This window comes from Streptomyces sp. NPDC058375 (assembly GCF_042723425.1).
Taxonomy (GTDB): Bacteria; Actinomycetota; Actinomycetes; order Streptomycetales; family Streptomycetaceae; genus Streptomyces; species Streptomyces durocortorensis.
In genome coordinates this window covers 13,800-34,302 of sequence record NZ_JBHXJG010000052.1, presented here as the reverse complement: position 1 = coordinate 34,302, position 20,503 = coordinate 13,800, and the positions used below count along the sequence as shown (strand labels likewise).

Genomic DNA, 20,503 nt, shown 5'->3' with positions numbered 1-20,503 from the left:
CACATGCCCACGCCGCCCGGCCCCGCGCACAACAGCCGCCGCGCTCTCCCCCACGGGGCACGGCGGCTGTGCCGTTTCCCGGCCGCCCGGCCGCACACGGGCCGAGGGCCGCGCACCGCACCTGACGCCGCGCGCTGATCCACCCGGGACAACAAGGCAGCCCTTAGGGTGGGTGGCCATGACGACGATGTACGCGGCGCTGCTGCGGGGGATCAATGTGGGCGGCAGCAAGCGGGTTCCGATGCCCGAACTGCGCACGGTGCTCGCCGAACTGGGACACACCGCCATCGCCACCCATCTGCAGAGCGGCAACGCCGTCTTCCGGAGCGACAGCGACGACGAGGACGCGCTGGCCGCCGCCCTGGAGCACGCCCTGCACCAGCGGTTCGGGTTCGCCGTCGACTGCCTCGTCCGCGACGCCGGCTATCTCGCCGCCGTCGCCGACGCCTGCCCCTTCCCCGCCGCGAGCCTGGAGGGCAAGCAGCTCCACGTCATCTACTTCGACCGGCCCGTGGACACGAGCCGCTTCGCGGACCTGGAGGCGGAAACCTTCCTGCCGGAGGAGTTCCGGCTCGGCGACCGCTGTCTGTACCTGTACGCCCCCGACGGTCTCGGCCGCTCCAAGCTGGCCGTCGCGCTGGGACGCCCCCGCCACGTCAAGGGCCTCACCGCCACCGCCCGTAACTGGAACACCGTGGCGAAACTCGTGGAGATGACCCGTGGCTGAACCGTCGCCCGCCGTGGCCGCGGCCATCGAGGGCGAGCTCCGCCTGCTGGACCCGGCGGTACGGGCCTCCGTCGACCTCCTCGCCTCGCTGCTGCACCCCGGGTTCCGGGAGATCGGCTCCACCGGCCGGCTCTGGACCCGGGAGACGATCATCGCCTCGCTCACCGCGGACGACGCCCCGCGCCCCGGCCCCCTCACCGCCTCGCGGATGCGGGGGGTGCAGCTCTGCCCCGACCTGGTGCACCTCACCTTCGACTCGGAGTCCAAGGGGGTCCGCGCGCACCGCAGCTCCCTGTGGCGGCTCACCCCGGAGGGGTGGCGGCTCTACTTCCACCAGGCGACCCCGTTCGAGGAGGACCCATCGGCGGGCTGGTCCTCCGCGAACGGGGAGTGAGCGCGGTTCAGCCCGCCGGGCAGAGCGTGTCCTTCCTGGGCATCTTCCCGTCGACGAGGTAGCGCGTGGTGGTGTTCAGCGCGCAGGGGTTGTCGCCGTACACATAGACCCCGTGACCGCTGTCGTCCACGCTGACCAGCCGGGACCGGTCCGCGAACTTCTGCCGCAGCAGCTTCCCCCCGACGTGCGGGGTGGGCACGTCGCGCAGGTTCTGGACGAGCAGGATGCTGCGCGGCCCGTCGTCGTCGATCGCCACCGGCTCCTCGGCCGGTGCGTACGGCCAGAAGGCGCACGGGGTGATGTTGGCGGTGGCGGCGCCGAACATCGGGTAGCGCGCGCGGTCCTTAGCGACACCCTTGCGGTAGGTGTCCACGTTCGTGGGCCACTTGACGTCGTTGCAGCTCACAGCGAGGAAGACGGAGAGCTGGTTGTCGATGGACGGCGGGGTGTCCGCAGCGCCGTCCTGCGGGTCCGCCGCGCGCACGGCCTCGGCGTCGCCGCTCTTCAGCGCCTGCCACTGCTGGGCCAGCTTGGCGTACTGCACCTCCTTGAACAGGTAGGCGAAGGTGAGTTGGCGCAGCACGTTGCCGTCGAAGCCGTCGACCGGTTCCTCGTCGAGCCGCTCGGCGAGGGCGAAGTAGGTCCGGCGGACCTCGGCGGGGGTGCGTCCGAGGCCGTAGCTGTCGTGGCGGGCGGCCGCCCACCGGGCGAAGTCGGGGAACGTCTGCTCCACCCCGAGTGCGTAGCGGCGCATGCCGTCGCGGTCGAGGTGGGTGTCGCCGATGTTGCTGTCGAGCACGATGCGGTCGGAGCGCTCGGGGAACATCGACGCGTAGGCGGCCCCCAGCGCCGTGCCGTAGGAGTAGCCGAGGAAGCTGGTCTTCTCCTCGCCGAGCGCGGCCCGGATGCGGTCCAGGTCACGGGCGGTGTTGGCCGTGGTCAGGTGGGGCAGCACCCCGTCCTTGTCGCGCTGCGCGCACTGCCGGGCCACCTTCTTCACCACCTTGGCCCGCGTGGTGACCGCCGCGTCGTCGACCGCGTACGGCGGGATGTTGGCGAAGTACGGGCCCTCCGGGGTGAATCCGCAGGTCACCGGTGCGGAGCGCCCGATGCCCCGGGTATCCATGCCGATCACGTCGTAAGTGTCCAGCACCTCGGAAGGGATGCCCCGGTTCGCCAGGAAGGCGGGCTGAGACAGGCCGGAGCCGCCGGGGCCGCCCGGGTTGAGCATGAGCGTGCCACGCCGCTTGCCGGGGTCCGTACTGGCCAGCCGGGAGATCATCAGCTCGATCCGGCCGCCGTCGGGGTCGGCGTAGTCCTTCGGCACGGGCACGGTGCCGCACTCCAGCACGACCGGCGCCGCCTCGGCCGCCACGTCCTCGGGGCAGACGCCCCACCGTACGCTGGGCCCCCCCTTCTCCTCCGCGCCCGCCGGTCCCGCGACGAGCGACCCGCTCAGGCCGAGGCCGAGGGCGACCGCCAGGGCCGCGCTCCGCCGGATACCGCGTTCTCGTGTCATATCCGCATCTCCCCATGAGCTGGTGGTGGGTTTGCCGCGCCCATCGCACTCTGTGCCCCAAGGGCACGGTCAAGGCCCGCCGCGCGCGAGACGTCCCACGACGCCGGGGATCGATCCGGCGGCCAGGGGCAGGGGAGGGGCAGGGCCCCTCGCCGGGGCGGGTCTGCCGGACGGGCGTGAGCCGCCCGGCGACGGACCACGGAACCTCGGAAAGGGACGGGCGTGACATGGAGCACGCGTCAGCTGGCGGAACTCGCGGGCACGACGCTCAAGACTGTCCGGCATTATCACAGGCTGGGGCTGCTGGAGGAGCCGGAGCGCGCCCCGAGCGGCTACAAGCGGTACGACGTACGGCATCTGGTCCGGCTGATGGGCATCCGCCGGATGACCGACCTCGGCGTGCCGCTCTCCGACATCCCCACGGTGGCCGCCGCCGACGAGCGGTCGAAGGAGATCCTGCGCGCCCTGGACGCCGAACTCGCCGCGAACATCGAGCGCCAGCAGCACATGCGCCGCCAACTGGCCGCGGTCCTGGAGGACGGGGCCTCGCTCGACCTGCCCGCGGACTTCGGCGCCGCCGCAGCGAGCCTCCCCCGGGCCCAGCAGGACCTCCTGGTCGCGTATTCGAGCGTCCTCACGCCGACGGCGATGTCCCTCATCCGGGACCAGTACGCGCGCCCCCGGGACGACATCGCCGAAGAGTTCGAGCGGCTGCCGGCCGACGCCCCCGAGGACGTGCGCCGCAGACTGGCGGCCCACTTGGCGGCCGAGGTCCGGGCCCAGGAGGCGGACCACTCCTTCATCACCGATCTGGACGCCGCGTCCCGCCGTAACGGCACGCTCACCCGGTCCGTCGTCACGCAGGCCCTGACCACGTTCTACAACGAGGCCCAGTTGGGCGTCCTCCGCCACCTGCACGTCCTGCTGGAACAGGAGGAGGCCGACGGGGACGAGCAGGCGTGAGCGCGAGCGTTCGAACTCTTCCGGAACCTCGGCTGCCCCGGCGGCACCCTTTTCGGGGCACCGCCGGCCGTCAGCAGCTCATCCGTGGTAGGTGATGTAGCCGTTGCCGTCGCGGTCGTTGGACTTCTTGGTGTACGAGTGCACGTCGGCACGGGCGCCGGAGGGCTTGTACAGGTAGATCGTGTCCTTGTCGTTGTTCCAGATGAAGTTGCAGTTCTGGCGGTAGACGACGTTCTTGGCGTCGGAGTCGGTGCCGCGGTTGCCGCGCAGCTTTATGTAGTCGCCGGGCTGCAGCTTGTGTGTGGCCGGGAAGGTGAACTTGTTGCCGGCGGCGTCCTTGACGACGTAACCCCTGAGGTTCACGGTCGCGGTGCGCGAGTAGTTCTTGAGCGTCAGGTACTCGTTCTTGGTGTTGCCACCGGAGCACTTGTTGGAGTCGCGCCCGGGGGCGTCGTACTGGACACCCTTGATCTTCAGGGCCGAGGAGTATTCGGCGGCCTGGGCCGGAGCGGCGGCGACGAGGCCGAGTGCGAGGACCGAAGCGGCGGTGGCGGCGGCGGTCAGGGCATGACGGACATGCATAAGGAGTCCCCCTCAATGGTGCGAGTGCAGCGTCCAGGAGCTTACCGAGACCTGTGACCCTTCGGTGAAGGAATGGAAGAGAAAGCGTGCGTGCGGACAGAGGGGCCGCCAGGGGCGCACGCCCCCCCGTTGCGCGGTGTTCCCCGAGAAAGGGGGCGGGGCTCCCCACTGGGGGACGAGCAGTTAGCCTTGCCTTCGTTTGGCTGGAGGCAGGTGGCCGGAAATCCCCCCTCCGCTGTTGGGAACATGCTGAGGAGCAGGTGAAGTGGGGGCTGACACAGCCGGGCGCGGGGTCATACACCGCGCTGTCGCGGGACAGCGCCGGGACGTCGTCCTCGGATCGATCCTGGGCGCCTGCCACCAGATCGGCGAGGCGCTCGTCCCCGTACTCATCGGGCTGATCGTCGACCGCGCCGTGGTCCGCCCCGACGGGGGAGCGCTGGCCATCTGGCTGGTGGTCCTCGCCGTCGTCTACACGCTGCTCTCCTTCGGCTTCCGCTTCGGCGCCCGCGCCGGTGAACGCGCCGCCGAACAGGCCGCCCACCACCTGCGCCTCGACGTCGTACGCCGGGTCCTCGCCCCGCACGGCGGCGCCGAGGCGGGCCGGCCACCCGGGGCGCTGGTCAACGTGGCCACCGAGGACGCCCGCCGCGTCGGAGCCGTCAACATGGCCCTGACCCTCGGCATCGCCGCGGTCGTCGGTGTCGTCGCGGGCGCGGTGCTCCTGCTCCGCGCCTCCCTGCCCCTCGGGCTCCTCGTCCTGATCGGCGCCCCGGTCCTGATGGCGCTCGGCCACTTCCTGGCCCGGCCCCTGGAGCACCGCAGCGAGGCCGAACAGGAACAGGCCGCCCACGCCTCCGGGGTGGCCGCCGACCTGGTCGCCGGGGTCCGTGTGCTCAAGGGCCTGCGGGCCGAGCGCGCCGCCGTCGACCGCTACCGCGCCACCAGCCAGGCCTCCCGCGACGTCAAAGTGCGCGCAGCCCGCGCCGCCGCCCTCCAGACCGGCCTGATGCTCACCCTCACCGGCTCGTTCATCGCGCTCGTCGCCCTCGTCGGCGGCCGCCTGGTCCTCAGCGACTCCATCGGCCTCGGAGCCCTCGTCTCCGCCGTCGGCCTCGCCCTCTTCCTGCCCGGACCGATCAGCGTGCTGGCCTGGGTCGGCGCCGAACTCGCCAAGGGCCGCGCCTCCGCCGCCCGGATCGCCGACGTGCTGGCCGCCCCGGGCGAGACCACCGGCGGCACCGCCGAACCGGCCGCCCCCGCCCCCGGCGAACTGCGCCTGAACGGACTCGGCCACGCCGGACTCGACGCCCTGGACCTGACCGTGCGCCCCGGCGAACACCTCGGCGTCGTCGTCACCGACCCGGCCGACGCCGCCACCCTGCTGCACTGCCTGGCCCGCCGCTGCGACCCGGAGCGGGGCAACGTCGAACTCGACGGCGTACCGCTCACCGAACTGGCCCCCGCCGCCCTGCGCTCGACGCTGCTCGTCGCCGAGCACGACGCCCAGCTCTTCGACGGCACTCTCCTGGAGAACGTCACCGCCGCCGCCCCCGCCGGGAGCGACCCGCGCGCCGCGATGGACGCCGCCGCCGTCGACGAGGTGGCCTCCGCCCTGTCCGACGGCACCGGCGGCCGGATCGGCGAGCGCGGCAGCTCGCTCTCCGGCGGCCAGCGCCAGCGGGTCGCCCTGGCCCGCGCGCTCGCCGCCGACCGCAGCGTCCTCGTCGTCCACGACCCGACCACCGCCGTCGACGCCGCCACCGAGGCCCGGATCGCCGCCGGAATCCGGCGCGCCCGCGCCGGCCGCACCACCGTCCTGGTCACCAGCAGCCCCGCGCTCCTCGCCTCCACCGACCGCGTCGTCCTCGTCGACGGCGGCACGATCACCGCCGAGGCCCCGCACGAGGACCTCGTACGCGACCATCCCGTCTACCGCACGGCGGTGCTCACATGACCACTCCCTCGCCCACGGCCGACGACAGCGCCGAGCTGCTCCCCATCGCCACCCCCGCCCGCACCCGGGCCGCCCTGCGCGCGCTGATCCGCCCCGACCGGGGCCTCGCCCTCACCGGCCTCGGCGTCCTGGTCGCGGCCACCGCCGTCGGCCTCCTCGTCCAGCCGCTGCTGGGCCGGATCGTCGACATCGTCGCGGACGGCCGCCCCGCCGGGGACCTGACCCTCCCGGTCGTCCTCCTCGTAGCGGTCGCCGTCGTCCAGGGCCTCACCACCACGCTCGGGCTGACCCGGATCGCCCGGCTCGGCGAGACCGTACTGGCCCGGCTGCGCGAGCGGTTCGTCGAACGCGCCCTGAACCTCCCCGCCGACCGTCTGGAACGCGCCGGGGCCGGCGACCTCACCGCCCGCGTCACCGGCGACGTAGCCCGGGTCTCCGAGGCAGTGCGCTCCGCGCTGCCCGAGATGGCCCGCTCCGTCCTCGCGATCGTCCTCACCCTCGGCGCGCTGGCCCTGCTCGACGTACGGTTCCTGCTCGCCGCGCTCCTCGCCGTCCCCGTCCAACTGCTCACCGCCCGCTGGTACGTACGCCGGGCCCTCACCCTCTACGCCGACCAGCGGGTCGCCAACGGGGCCCAGCAGCAACAGCTCCTGGAGACCATCGGCGGGGCCGTGACCGTGCGCGGCCACCGGCTGGAGGAGCAGCACACCGAGCGCAGCGCCGGACGCTCGCGCAAGGCCGTGGACCTGACCATGCGCAGCGTCAACCTGGTGCTGGGCTTTTACGGGCGGCTGCACATCGCCGAGTACATCGGCCTGGCCGCCGTACTGATCGCCGGATTCTGGTTGGTCCGTGACGGCGCGGTGTCGATCGGTACGGCCACGGCGGCCGCCCTCTACTTCCACAGCCTCTTCGGGCCCGTCAACGCCGCCCTCGTGCTGCTCGACGACGCCCAGTCGGCGGCGGCCGGACTGGCCCGGCTGGTCGGGGTGACCGACCTCGCGGAGCAGCCGGAGGCGACGGGCGTACCGGGTGAGAAGCACGTACCGCAGAAGAAGGACCTACCGCATCAGCGCACCGCCCCCGAAGCTGCCGCCGCCGTCACCGCGCACGCCGTCAGCCACGCCTACGGACCCGGCCGCCCCGTGCTGCACGAGGTCTCCCTCACCCTGAAGCCCGGCGAACACGTCGCGCTCGTCGGGACCAGCGGGGCCGGGAAGTCGACCCTCGCCCGGATCGTCGCCGGCGTCCAGCAGCCCACCGCGGGCACGGTCACCGCACCGGCGGGCGGGAAGGACCCGTCCGTCGTCCTGGTCACCCAGGAGGTCCACGTCTTCACCGGCACCCTCGCCGAGGACCTCCGGCTGGCCCGCCCCGACGCCACCGACGCCGACCTGCGCGCGGCACTCTCCACGGTGCACGCCCTCGACTGGGCCGAGGCGCTCCCGGACGGGCTCGACACCGTCGTCGGCGAGGGCGGCCACCGCCTCGACCCCGCCCGCGCCCAGCAACTGGCCCTCGCCCGGCTCGTCCTGGCCGACCCCCTCCTCGCCGTCCTCGACGAGGCGACCGCCGAGGCGGGCAGCGCGGGCGCCCGGGTCCTGGAACGCTCCGCCGAGGCCGCCCTCGCCGGCCGCACCGCCCTGATCGTCGCGCACCGCCTCACCCAGGCCGTCGCCGCCGACCGGGTCGTCGTGCTGGAGGCCGGCCGCGTCGTCGAGAGCGGCCCGCACGAGGAACTGCGCGACGCGGACGGCCCGTACGCCGCCCTGTGGCGCGCCTGGTCCGGCAGCCGGACCGGCGCACCGCATCCCTGACCCGCGGCTCCGCCCCTGCGCGCCCCACCAGCGGGTCCTGGCCGAACCTGGGCGGTACGGCGAGGCCGTCAGGCGGGAGGCGGCTCGTTGACCATGCGCGTCGCCGCCCTGCCGTCCTCGGTCAGGTCGGTGAACACGCAGTCCCAGCGTGCTCCAAGTTCCATGAGCGCTCGGCTCGGCGGGTTGCCGCCCGTTGCGGCGTTCAGGTCCGCCATCTCCGCGAAGAACCCGTCCAGCGCCGGCGAGGTGATGAACAGGAACCGGCACTCGACCGCGCCGGCGTTGTACGGTCGGTGCACGGCGCCCCGGGGGACGACCGCGTAGTCACCCGCCCCGAGCATCAGGGTCCGTTCGCCGACGTCCAGGCTCAGCTCACCCGCCAGTACGCGGAACGCCTCCTCGTGGTGCTCGTGCACATGAGGAGGGGGCCCCGGCGCACCTGGAGCGTGGGAGTACTCGATGAGCGAGTACGCATCTCCGGTCGCCGTGCCGTCGATCTTCACCGTCATCGGCGCACCGGTCGGGCCGGGAAACAGGCGTCCCTGGTCGGCGGCGACCACGATCGGATCTCTCATGCCGCACCACCTTCGCCGCCCTGCTCTGCTACAGGGCGCTGCCTTCATTATCTCGCTTCGGGCCCTCCTCCGCCCGGCAGGGCGGGCTCGCGCATGCGGAGGATGGCCCAGGTGGCCGGCTCGCGAGGCCCCGACAGCGGCTGCCCGCGGAGCTCACGCCGACAGAGACGCCCCCACCGGCACTCGCGCCTCGTCGAACCGGTTCAGCAGCAGCCGCGCCAACTCCGGGGCCGGGCCCAGGACATCGGCCAGCACGTCCGCACCGGCCGCCTCGGCGCCCGCCGCGATGCGGTCGGGAAGCCGACCGGGCGCGATGACGTACGGGGCCACTGCCACCCGCTCCAGGCCCTCGGCGCGCAGCGCCCGTACCGCGTCCTCGGTGCGGGGAAGGAGTGCGGAGGCGAACGCAGGCCGCACGGCGCACCAACCGGTGTGCCGCAGCTCCCGCGCGATTTCAGCGATCACTGCGATCGCCTCCGGGTCTGTGGATCCCGCCGAGGCCAGGACGAGCCCGGTCCGGGGGGAGTCGCCGGGACGGACCCCGGCCTCCCGCAGCCGCCGACCGAGGGTGGCGTTGAGCAGCGGGGACGGGCCGAGAACGTCGGCCTGCCGGATGTGCAGCCGGGGCAGCCGGGCGCGGGCCTCGCGCAGCACCGAGGGGATGTCGGTCTTGGCGTGGAACGCCCGGGTCAGCAGGAGGGGGAGGGCGACGACCTCGTCCGCCCCCTGTGCCGCCAGGCGCTCCAGCACCCGGGGCACCGACGGGGCGTTGAACTCCAGGAACGCCGTCTCCACCCGCAGTCCCGGCCGCTCGGCGCGGACCCGCTCGGTGAGCGCGTGCACGGTCGCGGCGTGCCGCGGGTCGCGGCTGCCGTGGGCGATGACGAGGAGCGTGGGATGCGTCATGGGAGGGCTCAGTTCTTGACGAGGAGACCGCGGCTGCGCAGCACCCACCGCTCCAGCGGACTGAAGATGAGCAGGTCGATGGCGATGCCGACGAACAGGATGAGCAGGATCGACAGGAAGATCCCGGGCATGTCGAAGTTGCTGCGGCCGTTCTCCAGCAACTGGCCCAGGCCCAGACCCAGTTCGGGGGACGATGCGATGATCTCGGCGGCCATCAGGGAGCGCCAGGAGAACGCCCAGCCCTGCTTGAGGCCCGCCAGATAGCCGGGCAGCGCCGCCGGGAGCACGATGTGCCAGGTCCCGCGCAGTCCGGTCGCGCCCAGCGTGCGGCCTGCCCGGAGGAACAGCGGCGGCACCTGGTCGACGCCGGAGACCAGGCCGTTGGCGATCGAGGGCACCGCGCCCAGCAGGATCACCGCGAACATCATCTGGTCGTTCAGCCCGAGCCAGATCACCGCCGGGGCCACCCACGCCACCGAGGGCAGCGACTGGAGCCCGGACAGGATCGGGCCGATCGCGGACCGGACCAGCTTCACCCGGGCGACCAGCAGCCCCAGCGGCGTACCGATGGCGACCGCGAGCAGGAAGCCGAGCAGACCGCGCGAGACGCTGGTCCAGACGACGTCCAGCAGCGTGCCCGCCAGCCACATCTCGCGCGCGCTGTCCCACACCGCGGACGGCGGCGGCAGCTTGTACGTCTCGGTGACCTGGGCGCGGACCAGCAGCTCCCAGACCACCAGGACCAGCGCCACCGCCACCACGGGCGGCAGCACCTTGCGCAGCAGCACCTCGCGCACCGGGGTGCGGCGGATCTGCACGGCGTCGAGCGCGTCGAGGCCGGCCTCCAGACCCGCCAGGTCGTCGGGCTTCTTGTCGACCGGTCCGGCGGCCGCCCCGTCCGGCCGTTTCCGGTCGGACGTGATGTCAGTGCTGGCCATGTCGGCGGATCTCCCCACGCAGTTCTTCGGTGATCTCGACGGACAGCTCCGCCACGGCGGTGTCCTCGATGCGGCGCGGCTGCTCGATGTCGACGGTCCACTCCCGGGCGATCCGGCCCGGCCGGGACGACAGCAGCACGACGCGCTGCGCGAGCCGTACGGCCTCGCGCACGTTGTGGGTGACGAAGAGGACCGAGGCGTTCGTCTCCCGCCAGATCCGGGTCAGTTCGTCGTGCAGCACATCGCGGGTGATGGCGTCCAGTGCCGCGAACGGCTCGTCCATCAGCAGCAGTTGGCTGTCCTGCGCGAGCGCGCGGGCCATCGCCACCCGCTGGCGCATACCGCCGGACAGCTCGTGCACCCGCTTGCCGTACGCCCCGCCGAGCCGGACCAGTTCGAGCAGCCGCTCCGCCTCGGTGCGGCGCTCCGACTTCGGCACCCCGCGCAGCCGCAGGGCCAGTTCGATGTTCTTGCCCGCGGTCAGCCACGGGAAGAGGGCGTGCTCCTGGAACATCAGGGCCGGCCGCCCGCCGGGGGTCTCGATGGACCCCTTCGACGGGCGGTCGAGTCCGGCCACCAGATTGAGCAGCGTCGACTTTCCGCACCCGGACGCACCCAGGAGGGTGACGAACTCACCCGGAGCGACATCGAGGGTGATGTCGTCCAGCACGAGCTGCTGCCCCGTGGGCCCGGCGAAGGACTTCGAGACATGCGCGAGACGGGCTGCGTGCTCGACCGTCGTACGGTCCTCGGCCTTGGTGAGGGTAGGGGTCGCCATGGTCGTCACCTCCTGGGAATCCTTGCGTCCTGCTGCGGATGGTCGGCCTACTTGACGCCGAGACCGGCATCGGCGACCTCGGGCAGGCCCTCGGCCTTGAGGATCTTGTTCAGCGGGCCCAGGTCGTAGATGCCCTGGAGGTTCGGCTCCTCGAGCAGACCGGACTTGACCGAGTGCCCCGCCTGCGCCTTGAGCGTCTCGGCCAGCGGGTCATCGGTGATCTCGATGGACTCCCACGCCGGGTCGAGGATCTCCTTGGGCAGCGGCTTGCCGCTCAGGGTCTCCAGCGCCTTGTTGGCGGACGCCTTGGCCTGGTCCGGGTTGGCGTTGATCCACTTGTTGGTGGAGACCGAACCCTTCAGCACCGCCTCGACCACGTCCGGGTGCTCGTCGAGGAACTTCTGCGACACGATGATGTTCGTGATCACGAACTTCTTGTCCGGCCACAGGTCCTTCTCGTCGAGGAGCACCTTCGCACCCTCGGAGACCAGCTTGGAGGCGGTCGGCTCGGGCACCCAAGCCCCGTCCAGGTCACCGGACTTGTAGGCGTCGGGCGTCACCTTGTTGTCCGAGCGGACCACGGAGACATCGCCCTTGCCGCTCTGGGCGTCGACCTTCCAGCCCTTCTCGGAGATCCAGTTGAGGAAGGCCACGTCCTGGGTGTTGCCGAGCTGCGGGGTGGCGATCTTCTTGCCCTTGAGGTCGTCCAGGGTCTTGATCCTGTCCGGGTTGACGACCAGCTTCACCCCGCCGGAGGCCGAGCCGGAGATGATCCGCAGCCCCTTGCCCTGGGACTTGCTGTACCCGTTGATGGAGGGGGAGGGGCCGATGAAGCCGATGTCGATGGAGCCGGCGTTCAGCGCCTCGATCTCGGACGGGCCCGCGTTGAAGGTCGTCGACTCGACCTTGGTGCCGCCCAGCTCCTTCTGGATGGTGCCTTCCTGGATCCCGACCAGGGCGGTGGCGTGTGTGAGGTTCGGGAAGTAGCCGATCTTCACGGTGTCGGAGGAGAGCTTCTTCCCGTCGGCGGAGACGTTCGTCTTCCCGGCGTCGTCGCCCTTGGCCTGGGAGCCGTAGCCGCAGGCGGTGGCCGCCAGGGCGAGCAGAGGCAGGGCGGCGACGGCGGCGAGGCCGCGGCGAACGGTGGAACGGGGGGCAGGCACGGGAGGCTTTCCTCTCGTTGGCCCGGTCTCACGTCCCGCTGACTGGTCAGGGGGGCGCGGCCGGAAGGTCGGCAGGTCTTCGGCGGTGCGGACGGTGCTGGTGGTACGGGAGGGCGCGCGAGCGGTGCGCGTACGTCATCCCGCACATCGCCCGACCCCGCCCTGCCCGCTCCCGAGGGCGCCGCTGCCCACGCGGCCGCCCTCCTTCGCGAAGGTGGAGAAGAAGTCGGTGGCCATCAGAAGTCCCACTCGGCGTCGTCGTCGGCGGCCTGCGCGACGGCTTCGGCGACCGCGGCGAACGCGGCGCCCGCCATTCCGGCGCTCAGCGTCGTACCGTCCGCCGGGTCGATCAGCAGGAACGAGCCGGTGCGCCGGGAGTCCTCGTACGCGTCGAGCGCGAGCGGCTCGGCGGTGCGCACGACGACCCGCCCGATGTCGTTGGCGACCAGCTGCCCGGGGGCCGGGTGCTGGGACAGGTCGTCCAGGGTCAGCCGGGACGGGATGTCCTTGACGATCGCCTTGACCGTGCGGGTGGTGTGCTTGAGCAGCACCCGCTGGCCCACCGAGAGCGGCTGGTCGGCCACATGGCAGACGGTCGCCTCCACGTCCTGGGTGACCGGCGGGGCGTCGACGGCGGGGGCGATCAGGTCGCCGCGCGAGATGTCGATGTCGTCGGCCAGCCGCAGCGTCACCGACTGCGGGGCCCAGGCGATGTCCACGCTGTCGCCGAGCGCGTCGATGCCGGTGATCGTCGTCGTACGCCCCGAGGGGAGCACGGAGACGGACTCGCCGACCCGGAACACCCCGGCCGCGATCTGACCGGCGTACCCCCGGTAGTCGGGGTGCTCGGCGGACTGCGGGCGGATCACGTACTGCACGGGGAAGCGCGCGTGGCAGGCGGTGAGGTCGTGGCTGACCGGCACGGTCTCCAGGTGCTCCAGGACGGTCGGCCCGCCGTACCAGTCCATGTGCGCGGACGGCTCCACCACATTGTCCCCGGCCAGCGCCGAGATCGGGATCGCGGTGATCTCCGGGACGCCGAGGGAGGCGGCGTACGCGGTGAACTCCTCGGCTATCGCGGCGAACACGGGCTCCGCGTAGTCGACCAGGTCCATCTTGTTGACCGCCAGCACCACGTGCGGGACGCGCAGCAGCGCGGCGACGGCGGCGTGCCGGCGGGTCTGCTCGACGACGCCGTTGCGGGCGTCGACCAGCACCACGGCCAGCTCGGCGGTGGAGGCGCCGGTCACCATGTTCCGGGTGTACTGCACATGGCCCGGGGTGTCGGCGAGGATGAACCGCCGCCGGGTGGTGGCGAAGTAGCGGTAGGCGACATCGATGGTGATGCCCTGCTCGCGCTCCGCGCGCAGCCCGTCGGTCAGCAGCGCCAGGTCCGGCGCCTCCTGCCCGCGGCTGAGCGAGGCCTGCTCGACGGCCTCCAGCTGGTCGGTGAGGACCGACTTGGAGTCGTGCAGCAGACGGCCCACCAGGGTGGACTTGCCGTCGTCGACCGACCCGGCGGTGGCGAAGCGCAGCAGGGTGGTGGCCGACAACTGCTCGGTAGTCGTGGTCATCTTAGAAATACCCCTCGCGCTTGCGGTCTTCCATCGCGGCCTCGGACATCTTGTCGTCGGCGCGGGTCGCGCCCCGCTCGGTGAGCCGGGAGGCGGCGATCTCGGTGATCACGGCGTCCAGCGTGGTGGCGTCGGAGTCGACGGCCCCGGTGCAGGACATGTCGCCGACCGTGCGGTAGCGCACGAGACGGGTCTCGGCGGCCTCGTGCTCCTTGGGCCCGCCCCAGTGGCCGGCGGTCAGCCACATGCCGTTGCGGCTGAACACCTCGCGCTCGTGGGCGAAGTAGATCTCCGGCAGCTCGATACCCTCGCGCTCGATGTACTGCCAGACGTCCAGCTCGGTCCAGTTGGAGATCGGGAAGACCCGGACGTGCTCGCCGGGGGCGTGCCGGCCGTTGTACAGCTGCCACAGCTCGGGGCGCTGGCGGCGCGGATCCCACTGGGAGAACTCGTCGCGCAGCGAGAAGACCCGCTCCTTGGCGCGCGCCTTCTCCTCGTCGCGCCGACCGCCGCCGAACACGGCGTCGAAGCGGTGCTGCTGGATCGCCTCGGTGAGCGGGACGGTCTGGAGCGGGTTGCGGGTGCCGTCCGGGCGCTCGCGGAGCTTCCCGGCGTCGATGTACTCCTGCACGGAGGCGACGTGCAGCCGCAGTCCGTGCTTCTTCACCGTGCGGTCGCGGTAGTCGAGGACCTCGGGGAAGTTGTGCCCGGTGTCCACGTGCAGCAGCGTGAACGGCACCGGCGCGGGCGCGAACGCCTTGAGCGCCAGGTGCAGCATCACGATCGAGTCCTTGCCGCCGGAGAACAGGATCACCGGCCGCTCGAACTCGCCCGCCACCTCACGGAAGATGTGGACCGCCTCGGACTCCAGGGAGTCCAGGTGGCTGAGCGCGTACGGGTTCGCGGTGTCCTCGGACACGGTGGTGGTGACGGCACTCACGCCAGGCCCCTCTCGGTGAGCAGCGCGTGAAGCGCCGCCGCTGACTCCTGCACGGTCTGCTGGTGCGACTCGATCCGCAGGTCGGGCGATTCGGGGGCCTCGTAGGGGTCGTCGACCCCGGTGAGCCCGCTGACCTCGCCGGCCGCCTGCTTGGCGTAAAGCCCCTTCACATCGCGTACGGAGCACACCTCTACGGGCGTCGCGACGTGCACCTCCAGGTAGGTGGTGGACTCGGTGGCGTGCCGCTTGCGGACGGCCTCGCGGCTGTCGGCGAACGGGGCGATGACGGGGACCAGCACCTTCACGCCGTTGGCCGCGAGCAGTTCGGCGACGAAGCCGATCCGGGCCACGTTGGTGTGCCGGTCCTCGCGGGAGAAGCCGAGGCCCGCGGAGAGGAACTCGCGGATCTCGTCGCCGTCGAGCACCTCCACCCTGTGGCCCTCGGTCCGCAGCCGGCCCGCCAGCTCGTACGCGATGGTGGTCTTGCCCGCGCTCGGCAGACCGGTCAGCCAGATCGTGGCTCCCGTCTCCGTCACGCTCATCGAACTCTCCTGATCAGTCGTCATCAGCCGTGCAGCCCGCATTCGGTCTTGCCCCGTCCGGCCCAGCGGCCGGCCCGTGCGTCCTCGCCCTCCAGCACCCGGCGGGTGCAGGGCGCGCAGCCGACGGAGGCGTAACCGTCCATCAGCAGCGGGTTGGTGAGCACCCCGTGCTCGGCGACGTAGGCGTCCACGTCGTCCTGGGTCCAGCGGGCGATGGGGGAGACCTTCACCTTGCGGCGCTTGGCGTCCCAGCCGACGACGGGGGTGTTGGCCCGGGTCGGCGACTCGTCGCGGCGCAGCCCCGTCGCCCACGCGGCGTACGCGGTCAGGCCGTCCTCCAACGGCTTGACCTTGCGCAGCGCGCAGCACAGGTCGGGGTCGCGGTCGTGCAGCTTCTCGCCGTGCTCCGCGTCCTGCTCGGCAACAGTCTGCCGGGGGGTGATCGTGATGACGTTGACGTCCATCACCGCGTCCACCGCGTCCCGGGTGCCGATGGTCTCCGGGAAGTGGTAGCCGGTGTCCAGGAAGACCACGTCCACGCCCGGCAGCACCCGCGACGCCAGGTGCGCGACCACGGCGTCCTCCATCGAGGAGGTGACGCAGAAGCGCGGTCCGAAGGTGTCGGTCGCCCACTTCAGGATTTCGGTGGCGGAGGCGTCCTCCAGCTCCCGTCCGGCCCGCTCGGCCAGCTCGCGAAGCTCCTCGTCGGTCAGCTCTCCGTTCAGCAGAGTGTCCGTCATATCGCGTCCCCTTCACCGTCGTTGCGCTGAACGCCCCGGGCCAGCAGACCCAGGAACTTCAGCTGGAACGCACGGTTGCAGGAAGCACATTCCCAGGCGCCGTGACCGGTCTCGTTGGGACGCAGGTCCTCGTCGCCGCAGTACGGGCAGTAGAACGGGGCGGCTCGCTCGCTCATGACAGCGACTCCGCACTGGCGCGCGCCGCCCAGGTCGCGAAGCGCTCGCCGTCCTCGCGCTCCTCCTGGAAGCGGCCGAGCACCCGCTCGACGTAGTCCGGCAGTTCGGCGGAGGTGACCTTCAGGCCGCGGACCTTACGGCCGAACCCGGCCTCCAGACCGAGCGCCCCGCCGAGGTGCACCTGGTAGCCCTCGACCTGCTCACCGTTCTCGTCCAGCATCAGCTGGCCCTTGAGACCGATGTCCGCGACCTGGATACGGGCGCAGGCGTTCGGGCAGCCGTTGATGTTGATGGTGATCGGGTGGTCGAACTCCGGGATGCGGCGCTCCAGTTCGTCGATGAGGGACGCGCCGCGCGCCTTCGTCTCGACGATCGCCAGCTTGCAGAACTCGATGCCGGTGCAGGCCATCGTGCCGCGCCGGAACGGGGACGGCGTGACCTTGAGGTCCAGCGCCTCCAGGCCGGCGACCAGGGAGTCGACCTGGTCCTCGGCCACATCCAGCACGACCATCTTCTGCTCGGCGGTGGTCCGCACCCGGCCGGAGCCGTGCTCCTCGGCCACCTCGGCGATCTTGGTGAGCGTGGAGCCGTCGACCCGGCCCACCCGCGCGGCGAAGCCGACGTAGAAGCGGCCGTCCTTCTGCCGATGCACCCCGAGGTGGTCGCGCCAGGTCTGGGCGGGCTGCTCGGGCGCGGGCCCGTCGACCAGCTTCCGCTTCAGGTACTCGTCCTGAAGGATCTGGCGGAACTTCTCCGGACCCCAGTCCGCGACCAGGAACTTCAGCCGGGCACGGGTGCGCAGCCGCCGGTAGCCGTAGTCGCGGAAGATCCCGATGACCCCGCCGTACACGTCCGGCACCTCGTCCAACGGCACCCACGCGCCGAGCCGCACCCCGAGCTTGGGGTTGGTGGAGAGGCCGCCGCCGACCCAGAGGTCGAAGCCGGGGCCGTGCTCGGGGTGGTTCACACCGACGAACGCGACGTCGTTGATCTCGTGCGCCACGTCCAGGTGCGGGGAGCCGGAGACCGCGGACTTGAACTTGCGGGGCAGGTTGGAGAAGTCGGGGTTGCCGATGAACCGGCGCTGGATCTCGTCGATCGCGGGCGTGCCGTCGATGATCTCGTTCTCGGCGATGCCCGCCACGGGCGAGCCGAGGATCACGCGGGGCGTGTCACCGCAGGCCTCGGTGGTGGACAGGCCCACCTCTTCCAGCCGCCGCCAGATCTCCGGCACGTCCTCGATGCGGATCCAGTGGTACTGCACGTTCTGCCGGTCGGTGAGGTCGGCGGTGCCGCGCGCGAACTCCTGCGAGATCTCCCCGATCACCCGCAGCTGCTGCGTGGTCAGCCGGCCGCCGTCGATCCGGACGCGCAGCATGAAGAACTTGTCGTCCAGCTCCTCCGGCTCCAGCACGGCCGTCTTGCCGCCGTCGATGCCGGGCTTGCGCTGGGTGTACAGCCCCCACCAGCGCATGCGTCCGCGCAGGTCGTTCGGGTCGATGGAGTCGAAGCCGCGCTTGGAGTAGATCGTCTCAATACGTGTCCGTACGTTGAGACCGTCGTCGTCCTTCTTGAACTGCTCGTTCCCATTGAGGGGCGTGTGGTGGCCCACGGCCCACTGACCTTCACCACGGTGGCGTCCGGCCTTGCGGCGGGGCGTGGCGGTCGCAGGCTGTTCCGGGGTAGCGGCCATGGCAATACGTCCTTCGGGACTGCGGGAGGGCGGCTCTGAGCGGCGCACTCGCGCTGAGGCGCGGCGGTGCGCAGAGGGAAGTCAGAGGTAAGAGAAGAGCGGCGGTGCTGGGGCTGTCAGCTCGCCGGACAGATGGCGCTGGACATGCGGCCGAGGTCGACGTGGCGTCGACTCACCAAGGCAATTCCAGTTCCAGACATGACGGAAGCGTGTCACGCGCATCTTGGGGCAGTCCACCACTATCCGCTATGTGGACGGCTGGGTCTCGAAGGGTGGGACAATGTGGCGCCGGTCACGGCAGGCGCCACCGGCATTGGCGACAAAACGCCCGATGGTCAGGAGGTGTACGCCCCGGGCCACGGACCCGGCGTGGCCACGTCCGGCTCCACCTCGGTCTTCGTGTCGAAGAGCCGGAAGCCGCGCCGCAGGTAGTTGTCCATCGCGTGCGGGCCGTCCTTCGAGCAGGTGTGCAGCCACACCCGCTTCGTCTCCGGCCGCTCCGGCCAGCGCTCCGCCAGGTCCCAGGCGCGCGCCACCCCGTGACTGAGGAGGTGCCCGCCGATCCGCCGCCCCCGGAACGCCGGGATCAGCCCGAAGTACATGATCTCGACCACGCCGTCGTCCTGCGGATCCAGCTCGACGTACCCGGCCGGCGTCCCGTGCGCGTACGCCACCCAGGTCTCCGCCCCGGGCCGCCGCAGGGCCTCCTCCCACTGGGTGTACGTCAGGCCCAGCCGGTCGGTCCAGTGGATGTCGCCGCCCACGGCCGAGTAGAGGAACCGGCTGAACTCCGGCAGCACCACCTCGGACCGGACGATGCGGACATCGCCCTCCGGCTCGACGGCCGGGCGGAGATCGGCGGGCGAGGTCTGCTCCAGCGACCAGACGGTCACCTCGGTGGTCGGCGCTGCGGGCTGCGGGTTGTCACTCATGACGGCCAGAAAACCATGGAGCCGCACACCGGCGCACGGCGACCCTGTCCTGGGCCTCCGTCGGCGCACGGGAACCCTGTCCTGGGCCTCCGTCGGCGCACGGGAACCCTGTCCTGGACCTCCGTCGGCACACGGCGACCCTGACTCCGGACCGCTCGCCCGCGCCTCGAACGGCCCGGGTGGGGCCCGCCCCCGTACGGCGACCCCGCTCAGGTGGCCCGCGCCGCCCCGCGGGCCTCCGTCACCACCGGCGCCAGGGAGTGCGGCAGCAGATCCGCACCGTGCTCCGGGTGGATCACCTCCACCTCCACCCCGTCCCCGAAGCGGTACGGGCGGTGGGCCAGGACCTCCGCCAGATGACGCCGCAGCCGGGAGATCTCGGCCCGGACCGTCACCGTCCGGGTCGCGTCCCCGAAGATGTCCTGTGCCAGCTCCGAGGCCGTCCGCCCCTGCCGGTGCACCGCCAGTGCGTACAGCAGCTCCGCGTGGCGCGGCGAGAGCCGCTGCTTCACGCTGCCCAGCGGCCCGGTCAGATGCACGGCGAGCGCCCGGGGCCGGCTCAAGTCCAGCACCACCCGGCGTGGCGCCCCCTGAGCCCCGCCCTCGTCCACCTGCACCAGCCAGCCGCCCGGCAGCGGCTCGACCCGGCACATGCCGAGCGAGGGCAGCCACACCGGGCCCGGCCGCATCGACTTCGGTAACGGGAGCCGGTCCACCGGCGGCATCCCGGTCACCGCCGCCAGCCGCCCGTGCACGTCCACTGCCAGCGCCCGCCCGCCGATCCGGCACAGGATCGGTGCGGCCACCGCGCGCAGCCGCTCGATCTCCGCCAGATGCAGGGTGCGGATCTCGCCCTCGGCGAGTCGGGCCACCGAGTCGACCAGGGCCAGCGTCGCCGGATGGAAGGTGGACGCGGGCCCACTGATGTCGACGATCCCGATCAGCCGCCCGTCGCGCGGATCGCGCACCGGGGCCGCCGCGCAGGTCCAGCCGTGCAGCGCCCGGATGAAGTGCTCGGCCGAGTGGACCTGGACGGGGATCCGGGCGGCCAGCGCCGTCCCGATCGCGTTCGTCCCGGTCGCCGCCTCGGCCCAGGCCGCCCCCTCCTCCAGGCAGATGTCGTGGGCCCGGCGCAGCACCCCCGTGTTTCCCTGCCGCCACAGCACCCGGCCCTCGGTGTCGGTCACCACCATGATCTGCTGCGCGGCGTCCGCGATCGAGGCCAGTCCCGCCCGCAGCAACGGCATCAGTTCGCCGAGCGCCGTGCTGCGGCGGCGGTGCTCGATCTCGTCCGCCTCCAGCAGCTCGCTCTCCGGCGACTGGTCGGGGTCGATGCCGCTGCGCACCACCCGGTCCCAGGAGGCGTCGATCTCCGCCCGGGGCACGACACCGGACGGCGCCCCCGTCAGCCGTGCTTCCCGGGCCCCGTGGAGCAACCGGGTCGCCCGGCGGTCCGCCCCCTGACCGGTCACCCGCACCATCCCCGCCGCACTTGTGTCCGTCATGGTCCCCGTTCCCCCCCCCCGAACGCTTCCCGGCCCCCCGGCCCGGCCCATCCTGCCGTTCACCCGGGCGGGCCGCCGTGC

Annotated in this window: 21 protein-coding genes; 5 read left to right on the top strand and 16 right to left on the bottom strand. The window is 72.1% G+C overall.

The features are described 5' to 3' along the window. Window positions 1–178: 178 nt before the first annotated feature. Window positions 179–727 (top strand): DUF1697 domain-containing protein, encoded by a 549-nt coding sequence (locus ACFWM7_RS11900; protein ID WP_383258591.1) that lies wholly within the window; start codon window positions 179–181, stop codon window positions 725–727. After that, window positions 720–1,121: a DUF4440 domain-containing protein gene (locus ACFWM7_RS11895; protein WP_383258587.1), complete on the top strand. Its 402-nt coding sequence runs from the start codon at window positions 720–722 to the stop codon at window positions 1,119–1,121. The genes ACFWM7_RS11900 and ACFWM7_RS11895 overlap by 8 nt, the downstream gene beginning before the upstream one ends. Before the next feature lie 7 nt (window positions 1,122–1,128). On the opposite strand, the gene ACFWM7_RS11890 is transcribed toward ACFWM7_RS11895, so the two are convergent. Next, window positions 1,129–2,640, bottom strand: a complete 1,512-nt coding sequence (locus ACFWM7_RS11890; RefSeq protein WP_383258585.1) for an alpha/beta hydrolase — start codon at window positions 2,638–2,640, stop codon at window positions 1,129–1,131. A gap of 222 nt (window positions 2,641–2,862) precedes the next feature. Here ACFWM7_RS11890 and ACFWM7_RS11885 point away from each other — a divergent pair, with 222 nt between their 5' ends. Beyond that, the gene (locus ACFWM7_RS11885; RefSeq protein ID WP_383258582.1) at window positions 2,863–3,603 is read left to right on the top strand and encodes a MerR family transcriptional regulator; all 741 of its coding nucleotides are present in this window, start codon (window positions 2,863–2,865) and stop codon (window positions 3,601–3,603) included. Window positions 3,604–3,681: 78 nt separating this feature from the next. On the opposite strand, the gene ACFWM7_RS11880 is transcribed toward ACFWM7_RS11885, so the two are convergent. After that, window positions 3,682–4,185 (bottom strand): lamin tail domain-containing protein, encoded by a 504-nt coding sequence (locus tag ACFWM7_RS11880; protein WP_383258580.1) that lies wholly within the window; start codon window positions 4,183–4,185, stop codon window positions 3,682–3,684. Window positions 4,186–4,450: 265 nt separating this feature from the next. Between ACFWM7_RS11880 and ACFWM7_RS11875 the strand changes: the two genes are divergently transcribed. Next, the gene (locus tag ACFWM7_RS11875; RefSeq protein ID WP_383258576.1) at window positions 4,451–6,142 is read left to right on the top strand and encodes an ABC transporter ATP-binding protein; all 1,692 of its coding nucleotides are present in this window, start codon (window positions 4,451–4,453) and stop codon (window positions 6,140–6,142) included. Continuing rightward, on the top strand, window positions 6,139–7,959 hold the full coding sequence (locus tag ACFWM7_RS11870) for an ABC transporter ATP-binding protein (RefSeq protein WP_383258572.1): 1,821 nt from the start codon (window positions 6,139–6,141) through the stop codon (window positions 7,957–7,959). Before ACFWM7_RS11875 ends, ACFWM7_RS11870 begins: the two co-directional genes overlap by 4 nt. A gap of 68 nt (window positions 7,960–8,027) precedes the next feature. Here the strand turns inward: ACFWM7_RS11870 and ACFWM7_RS11865 are convergent, their stop codons facing one another. The 14 genes from ACFWM7_RS11865 to ACFWM7_RS11800 all read right to left on the bottom strand — a co-directional run bounded on the left by ACFWM7_RS11865 (window position 8,028) and on the right by ACFWM7_RS11800 (window position 20,422). Next, window positions 8,028–8,534, bottom strand: a complete 507-nt coding sequence (locus tag ACFWM7_RS11865) for a cupin domain-containing protein (protein WP_383258566.1) — start codon at window positions 8,532–8,534, stop codon at window positions 8,028–8,030. Window positions 8,535–8,687: 153 nt separating this feature from the next. Further along, window positions 8,688–9,440, bottom strand: a complete 753-nt coding sequence (locus ACFWM7_RS11860) for a sirohydrochlorin chelatase (RefSeq protein ID WP_383258559.1) — start codon at window positions 9,438–9,440, stop codon at window positions 8,688–8,690. 8 nt (window positions 9,441–9,448) lie between these two features. Further along, the gene (locus tag ACFWM7_RS11855) at window positions 9,449–10,378 is read right to left on the bottom strand and encodes an ABC transporter permease (protein WP_383258557.1); all 930 of its coding nucleotides are present in this window, start codon (window positions 10,376–10,378) and stop codon (window positions 9,449–9,451) included. Then, window positions 10,365–11,156, bottom strand: coding sequence for an ABC transporter ATP-binding protein (locus ACFWM7_RS11850; protein WP_030710012.1), 792 nt, complete (start codon window positions 11,154–11,156; stop codon window positions 10,365–10,367). Before ACFWM7_RS11850 ends, ACFWM7_RS11855 begins: the two co-directional genes overlap by 14 nt. A gap of 47 nt (window positions 11,157–11,203) precedes the next feature. Continuing rightward, the gene (locus ACFWM7_RS11845; RefSeq protein ID WP_383258552.1) at window positions 11,204–12,319 is read right to left on the bottom strand and encodes an aliphatic sulfonate ABC transporter substrate-binding protein; all 1,116 of its coding nucleotides are present in this window, start codon (window positions 12,317–12,319) and stop codon (window positions 11,204–11,206) included. Between the two features lie 236 nt (window positions 12,320–12,555). Next, complete coding sequence (locus ACFWM7_RS11840) at window positions 12,556–13,893, bottom strand: sulfate adenylyltransferase subunit 1 (protein WP_383258550.1); 1,338 nt, start codon at window positions 13,891–13,893, stop codon at window positions 12,556–12,558. Between the two features lies 1 nt (window position 13,894). Further along, a complete protein-coding gene (gene cysD / locus ACFWM7_RS11835; RefSeq protein WP_383258548.1) occupies window positions 13,895–14,833 on the bottom strand; it encodes a sulfate adenylyltransferase subunit CysD in 939 nt (312 codons plus the stop codon). Next, complete coding sequence (gene cysC / locus ACFWM7_RS11830; RefSeq protein ID WP_383258546.1) at window positions 14,830–15,375, bottom strand: adenylyl-sulfate kinase; 546 nt, start codon at window positions 15,373–15,375, stop codon at window positions 14,830–14,832. The genes cysD and cysC overlap by 4 nt, the downstream gene beginning before the upstream one ends. Window positions 15,376–15,398: 23 nt before the next feature. Beyond that, window positions 15,399–16,115: a phosphoadenylyl-sulfate reductase gene (locus tag ACFWM7_RS11825; protein WP_383258541.1), complete on the bottom strand. Its 717-nt coding sequence runs from the start codon at window positions 16,113–16,115 to the stop codon at window positions 15,399–15,401. Continuing rightward, on the bottom strand, window positions 16,112–16,291 hold the full coding sequence (locus ACFWM7_RS11820; RefSeq protein WP_383258538.1) for a hypothetical protein: 180 nt from the start codon (window positions 16,289–16,291) through the stop codon (window positions 16,112–16,114). The genes ACFWM7_RS11825 and ACFWM7_RS11820 overlap by 4 nt, the downstream gene beginning before the upstream one ends. Beyond that, window positions 16,288–17,985: a nitrite/sulfite reductase gene (locus ACFWM7_RS11815; RefSeq protein ID WP_383258537.1), complete on the bottom strand. Its 1,698-nt coding sequence runs from the start codon at window positions 17,983–17,985 to the stop codon at window positions 16,288–16,290. Before ACFWM7_RS11815 ends, ACFWM7_RS11820 begins: the two co-directional genes overlap by 4 nt. Window positions 17,986–18,101: 116 nt before the next feature. Further along, a complete protein-coding gene (locus ACFWM7_RS11810) occupies window positions 18,102–18,185 on the bottom strand; it encodes a putative leader peptide (protein WP_309486338.1) in 84 nt (27 codons plus the stop codon). Window positions 18,186–18,320: 135 nt separating this feature from the next. Next, window positions 18,321–18,917 (bottom strand): GNAT family N-acetyltransferase, encoded by a 597-nt coding sequence (locus ACFWM7_RS11805; RefSeq protein ID WP_383258534.1) that lies wholly within the window; start codon window positions 18,915–18,917, stop codon window positions 18,321–18,323. A 209-nt stretch (window positions 18,918–19,126) separates the two neighbouring features. Beyond that, a complete protein-coding gene (locus tag ACFWM7_RS11800) occupies window positions 19,127–20,422 on the bottom strand; it encodes a GAF domain-containing protein (RefSeq protein ID WP_383258528.1) in 1,296 nt (431 codons plus the stop codon). Window positions 20,423–20,503: the final 81 nt, after the last annotated feature.